General features: G+C 71.4%; 4 protein-coding genes and 1 pseudogene. 4 read left to right on the top strand and 1 reads right to left on the bottom strand.

The annotated features are described in order from the left end of the window. The 3 genes and pseudogenes from WH07_RS41530 to WH07_RS32370 form a co-directional block, all read left to right on the top strand. Positions 1-185: pseudogene (locus WH07_RS41530) on the top strand (sensor histidine kinase); the annotation flags it as partial. After that, positions 170-823: a LuxR C-terminal-related transcriptional regulator gene (locus WH07_RS32375; protein ID WP_046508067.1), complete on the top strand. Its 654-nt coding sequence runs from the start codon at positions 170-172 to the stop codon at positions 821-823. The pseudogene WH07_RS41530 and the gene WH07_RS32375, both read left to right, overlap by 16 nt. Positions 824-1,010: 187 nt before the next feature. Further along, the gene (locus WH07_RS32370) at positions 1,011-2,552 is read left to right on the top strand and encodes a DUF1996 domain-containing protein (RefSeq protein ID WP_046508066.1); all 1,542 of its coding nucleotides are present in this window, start codon (positions 1,011-1,013) and stop codon (positions 2,550-2,552) included. A gap of 55 nt (positions 2,553-2,607) precedes the next feature. On the opposite strand, the gene WH07_RS32365 is transcribed toward WH07_RS32370, so the two are convergent. Next, positions 2,608-3,093, bottom strand: a complete 486-nt coding sequence (locus tag WH07_RS32365; protein ID WP_198533935.1) for a hypothetical protein — start codon at positions 3,091-3,093, stop codon at positions 2,608-2,610. A 145-nt stretch (positions 3,094-3,238) separates the two neighbouring features. On the opposite strand from WH07_RS32365, the gene WH07_RS32360 reads away from it, so the two are divergent. Then, positions 3,239-5,149, top strand: a 1,911-nt coding sequence (locus tag WH07_RS32360) for a hypothetical protein (RefSeq protein WP_052744632.1), incomplete at its 3' end; no start/stop codon positions are given.

The raw sequence follows: 5,149 nt of genomic DNA, 5'->3' as shown, positions 1-5,149 counted from the left end.
GCGGAAGGGCTGCTGCGTCTCGCGTTTTTTGTTCCAGCGGGGGCGGGGGCGCGGAGCCGGGGAAGGGCTTGGGGCTGAGCGGCCTGGAGCGCAGGCTCGGTACATTCGACGGCGTCCTGGCCGTCAGCAGTCCCGCGGGCGGTCCCACCATGGTGACCATGGAGATCCCTTGCGAGTTGTCCTAGCCGAAGATCTCTTCCTGCTGCGCGACGGTCTGGTCAGGATGCTGGAGGCGTACGGCTTCGAGATCCTGGCCGCGGTGGAGAGCGGGCCCGAACTGACCACGGCGCTCGCGGAGTTCGAGCCGGATGTGGCGGTCGTCGATGTCCGGCTGCCGCCGTCCCACACGGACGAGGGCCTCCAGTGCGCACTCGCCGCGCGGCGCGCCAGGCCCGGCCTGCCCGTGCTCGTACTGTCCCAGCACGTGGAGCAGTTGTACGCGCGGGAGCTGCTGGCGGACGGCAGGGGCGGGGTGGGATATCTGCTCAAGGACCGGGTGTTCGACGCGGACCAGTTCATCGACGCGGTACGGAGGGTCGCGGCGGGCGGTACGGCGATGGATCCCCAGGTCATCTCGCAGTTGCTCTCCCGCCGCGCCAAGGATGAGCCGATCGGCGGTCTGACGCCGCGTGAGCGGGAGGTGATGGAGCTGATGGCGCAGGGCCGCTCCAACACGGCCATCGCCGCCCAACTCGTCATCACCGAGCGGGCGGTGGCCAAGCACACCTCCAACATCTTCGGGAAGCTGGGGCTGCCGGTGTCGGACGACGACAACCGGCGGGTGCTGGCGGTGCTCGCGTATCTGGACCGCGGCGGCAGATGACGGCCGGTCAGGCCGCCGTGGGCATCGTCCCCAATGAGGCATATCCGCCCGGTTTGTTGATGGAGATTTCTATGAATTCACGCGGCGGCTGAACGCGCCGCGAATGAGGTCCGTATGGAACGGAGCGCTTCGCTTCTCCCCCTGCCGAGATTTCCCTGTAACCGGCAAACGAAGCTTGAGGAGTTCCATGGGACGCACATCGAGAAAACGCTCCACACTGGCGAACCGGGCGATCGCCGCCTCGGCTGCCTTGCTCCTGGGCGGGGGTGGGCTGGTAGCGGTGAATGTCTACGCATCCGCGGGTGAGGGCAGGTCCCACCAGCGTCCGCCGCAGAGCGAGAATGCCGGTCAGGCGATGTCGACCATCGACTGTCCGGATGTGGCGAACGAACTGACGGACGTGCCGAGAGGAGCACGCTGGCAGGTCGACCGCGAGCTGGCCAGGATAGACAGCCAGATCACCCAGGCATACCAGAAGTTCGCCGATCAGAAGGAACAGATCGAGCAGGACCCGGCACTCGCCGAGAATGCCATTCTCACTCCGCTGAAGAACAAGCGGCTGGCTTCGCTGGAGCGCATCGCGAACGCGATCGACCGCGTCGGCAAGCGGCCGCAGGGCCTGGAGGCGCTGGCGCCCTGCACCCTGCGCGCCGACGACAGCGGCAGCGGCGAGGGAACCGGTGACGGCACGGACAACGGCGGGGGCCAGGACGGCGGCCAGAGCCAGGACCCCGGGCAGGACCCCAGCCAGAATCCGGGCCAGGACGGCGGTCAGGGTGACGGGCAGAACGGCGGCCAGGGCGATGGACAGGACGGCGGTCAGGGCGGTGGCGGCCAGGCCGGCAACGGCCCCGAGGCGTCCGACTTCGTCGACATCACCACCGTCCAGCCGAATGTGAACCAGCCCCGGCAGCGCCGCGGCGGCTCGAAGGGCAGCTTCACCACCGATTGCGGTCGCAATGAGGCCGGAAAGTTCAATTCGGACAATGTCATTGTCGCGCCCGGCGTGACCAATGGCGCCCACCATATGCACGATTACGTCGGCAATCAGGCCAATGACGCCTTCGCGACCGACGACTCCCTTGCCGCGGCGGAGACCAGTTGCCGGAATCAGGGCGACAAGTCGACGTACTACTGGCCGGTCCTGCGCCTTCAGAACGGACAGGCCGAGGACGACGCCAATGCGGACGGCGGCGGCAAGGAAGGCAATGTCGGAGAGATCCAGACTCCGACGCAGGTCACGCTGAAATTCGCCGGCAGCCCGGTGTCCAGGGTCACCGCCATGCCGCGGTTCCTGCGGATCATCACCGGTGACGCGAAGGCGTTCGTCAATGGCAACGCCAACGCGAACGCGTCCTGGAGCTGCACCGGATTCGAGGACCGTCAGCTCAAGGACAAATACCCGATCTGCCCTGAAGGCAGCCAGGTCGTCCGTACCTTCAAGTTCCAGAGCTGCTGGGACGGCCAGAACAGCGACAGCGCCAACCACCGTACGCATGTGGCGTTCGCCGACGAGAACGGCCGCTGTCAGAACGGATTCCGGGCGATTCCGCAGCTCCAGCAGCGGATCGTGTACGACGTGCCGCCGGGGCCCGGGTTCGCGCTGGACTCCTTCCCGGAGCAGCTCCACAAGCCCGTCACCGACCACGGTGACTTCATCAATGTCTTCGACGAGAACCTGATGAACAAGGTGGTGAACTGCATCAACAGCGGACGCAGGTGCCGCTGAGGCACCTGCCCGCCGCTCCCCGCTCCACTTTCCACCCCCCACGCGCGCTGCGCGGTCAGCTCATGTGGTGACCCGAGTGACCCTCGTTCTCCCCCGTGCCACTTCCCCCGGAGTGGTGTGACGAGCCGGTCTCCACGGTCCCGCCGAGCCGGCCGCGCAGCGCCGCGACCACCTTCGCATCACCGACGGCGACCCACCTCCTGCCGACGAGGTACGAACCGCCGTAGTCCTTGGCCTCGTTGATCCACTCGCGCTGGCCGCGGTCGGTGGCGAAGGTGGCGAGCACATACTTCCCGTCGCCCGTCGTGCAGTTGGCCTGGCGCAGTTCGGCGGCGTCGGTCTGGATGTTGGGCTCGCACTCGGCCTGCGAGGCAAGCTGTTCGAGGCTCCCGGTCGCCGTTTTCGGCACGTCGGGTGCCTTGTTGTCGTTCGCGTCGTGGTCGGCGCCGCCGCCCGCGCCGCAGCCGGCCGTCAGGGCCAGAGCGAGGGTCGGGGGGAGGGCCAGGGCCGCGAGTACCACTCGGGATCGTTCCTTGCGCATGGGGCCATGGTGCCCCTTGGGGCCGCTGGTGCGGGCGGGAACGGCAGGATGGACGGGATCCCGCGCGCCGCGCGAGCGGGGCGTACAGGACGCGGTGCTCCGCGTGATGTGGTGACCATCCGACGTATCGCTCGTTCTGCTGAACGTGCCCCAGGACAAAGCCGTCACCGCTTCCGTGACCACTCCCGTGCCTCCCGCCGCCCCCATCGGCGTCGAACAGGCCGAGGCGGCCCTCGTCGAGCACTATCCACGCCTGGTGCGGATCGCGTATCTGGTCCTGCCGCCCGCGCTCGGCCGCAACCGGCGGGTGCTCACCGCGCACGCGCTGGTGCAGCGGTCGCTGCCGCGCGGCCGCGACTCGGCCGACACGTCCGGGATTCCGGGCCCGCGCCGTACGAACGGGCCTGCGGAGGACCTGGGTTACGCGTACGTACGCGGGCGGGTGCTGAGGCAGGCGCTGGAGGCCGGGCGTCCGGTACGCCGGTTCGCCCTGCCCCGCCGGGCCCAACTGCCGCCGCCGCTGCCCCGGGTGTGGGGTCTGCGACTGTTCCCGCGCGCGGGCGGAGCGGATGAACTCGCCCTGGACCAGCGGCTGTCCGCCCTCTCCTGCGCGGGGCGCGCGGCATTCGTACTGCGGGGTCTTGAGCGACTGCCGGACACGGAGGTACGGCGGGTGCTGGGCGCCGCGGGCGCGCCGGCCCCGGCCGGTGCGGTGGAGGAGGCGGCCGGTGTGGGGACGATCGGCGGGGCGGACGCGGCCGGACTGCTGGGCTCGCCCGAGTTCGACGCCTGCTCGCTCCAGGCCAGGCCGACGGATCTGATGCGCCGCCGTCAGCGGGTACGGGCCGGGCTGGCCGCGGTCGCGGCGGTGCTCGTCGCCTCCGCGCTGGTCGTCCTGCCGGACGGCGGGTGGGGCCCGGACGGCGCGGCGGCGCCCTCGTACGCCCGGAATCCCGCAGCTGAGGCGGCGCTCGATCCGGGGCGGGTACGGCGGGTCGCGCCCGGCGTGTGGCAGGACTCGGCCCGTACGGACTTCTCGGTCTGGCCCGCGCGCGGGGCGCTGGCCGGGGACCGGGGGCTGCTGCGCCGGGCGCTCGCGGTGTGGGCGCGGCCCGGCGCGGCGGTACGGGTCACGGCCACGCCCACCACCCCGCCGGGGCCGCCGATGGGGCCGCCGCAATTGCTGTACGCGGGGCGGGTGGACGGGGCCCGGGTGGTGCTCTTCCACGACGGGCTGCGGGTGGTGCGGTACGCCGAGCCGCTGTCCGGCGCGGGCGACGACGCGGCCGTCGCGCTCGACTTCGCCCGGGTCGACGGGGCGGACGGGACGGGTTCGGCGGCGGTGGTCGTCGGCCGCTCGGACACCAATGTGCGTTATCTGACGGCGCCGTGGGTGCGGAAGGTGTCCGTACGCGATCTGCTCGCGCCCGCGGGGGCGCCGCGTCCCCTGCCGCGCGGCGCGGACGGGGTGACCGTGCCGCTGGTGAGTCCGGCGATGGCGCGGGACTGCGCGTCGTGGGACGCGCTGGAGGTACGGACCGGGGGTGCGGGCGACGGCGACGGTGCGGGTGGCGCCGACGGTACGGACCGGCTGCTCACCGATCTCGGCGAGCTGGTCCCCGCGCGGCTGACGTCCGGACCGCCGTCGTCGCCGCGGGACGTCTCCGGGGCGGGCGACCGGGCGGCCTGGGCGCGGACGGCCTGCCTGCTGCCGACGGTACGGTCGCACGGGGTGCGCTCAGTGAACTCCTGGCAGTTCGCACGGCAGACCCTGCCCGAGTCCAACGGCACGGCACGGTGGCTGTGCACCCGCGCGGAGACCTGGCGGGGTACGGGCAGCCGCGTCCTGGCCCAGTTCCAGGCCCCCTCACGACGCGAGTCGGCCCCCACGGCGGTCGCCGCCCGCGCGGAGAACTCCCCGGCGTGCGGCGTCCGCTCCCCCCAGGTCCTGGCGGGCGTCCTGTGGAAATCCCACGCGGGCCACTGGTACGTGCTGGCGGCGGGCAGCGAGAAGGTGACGTCGCTGGAGCTGTCGGGCGGGGTACGGGGCGAGGCG

The sequence above is a fragment of the Streptomyces odonnellii genome (assembly GCF_000981895.1).
Classification (GTDB): domain Bacteria; phylum Actinomycetota; class Actinomycetes; order Streptomycetales; family Streptomycetaceae; genus Streptomyces; species Streptomyces odonnellii.
Note: the sequence above shows the minus strand (reverse complement) of the source record. Positions and strands in the feature narration are given on the sequence as shown.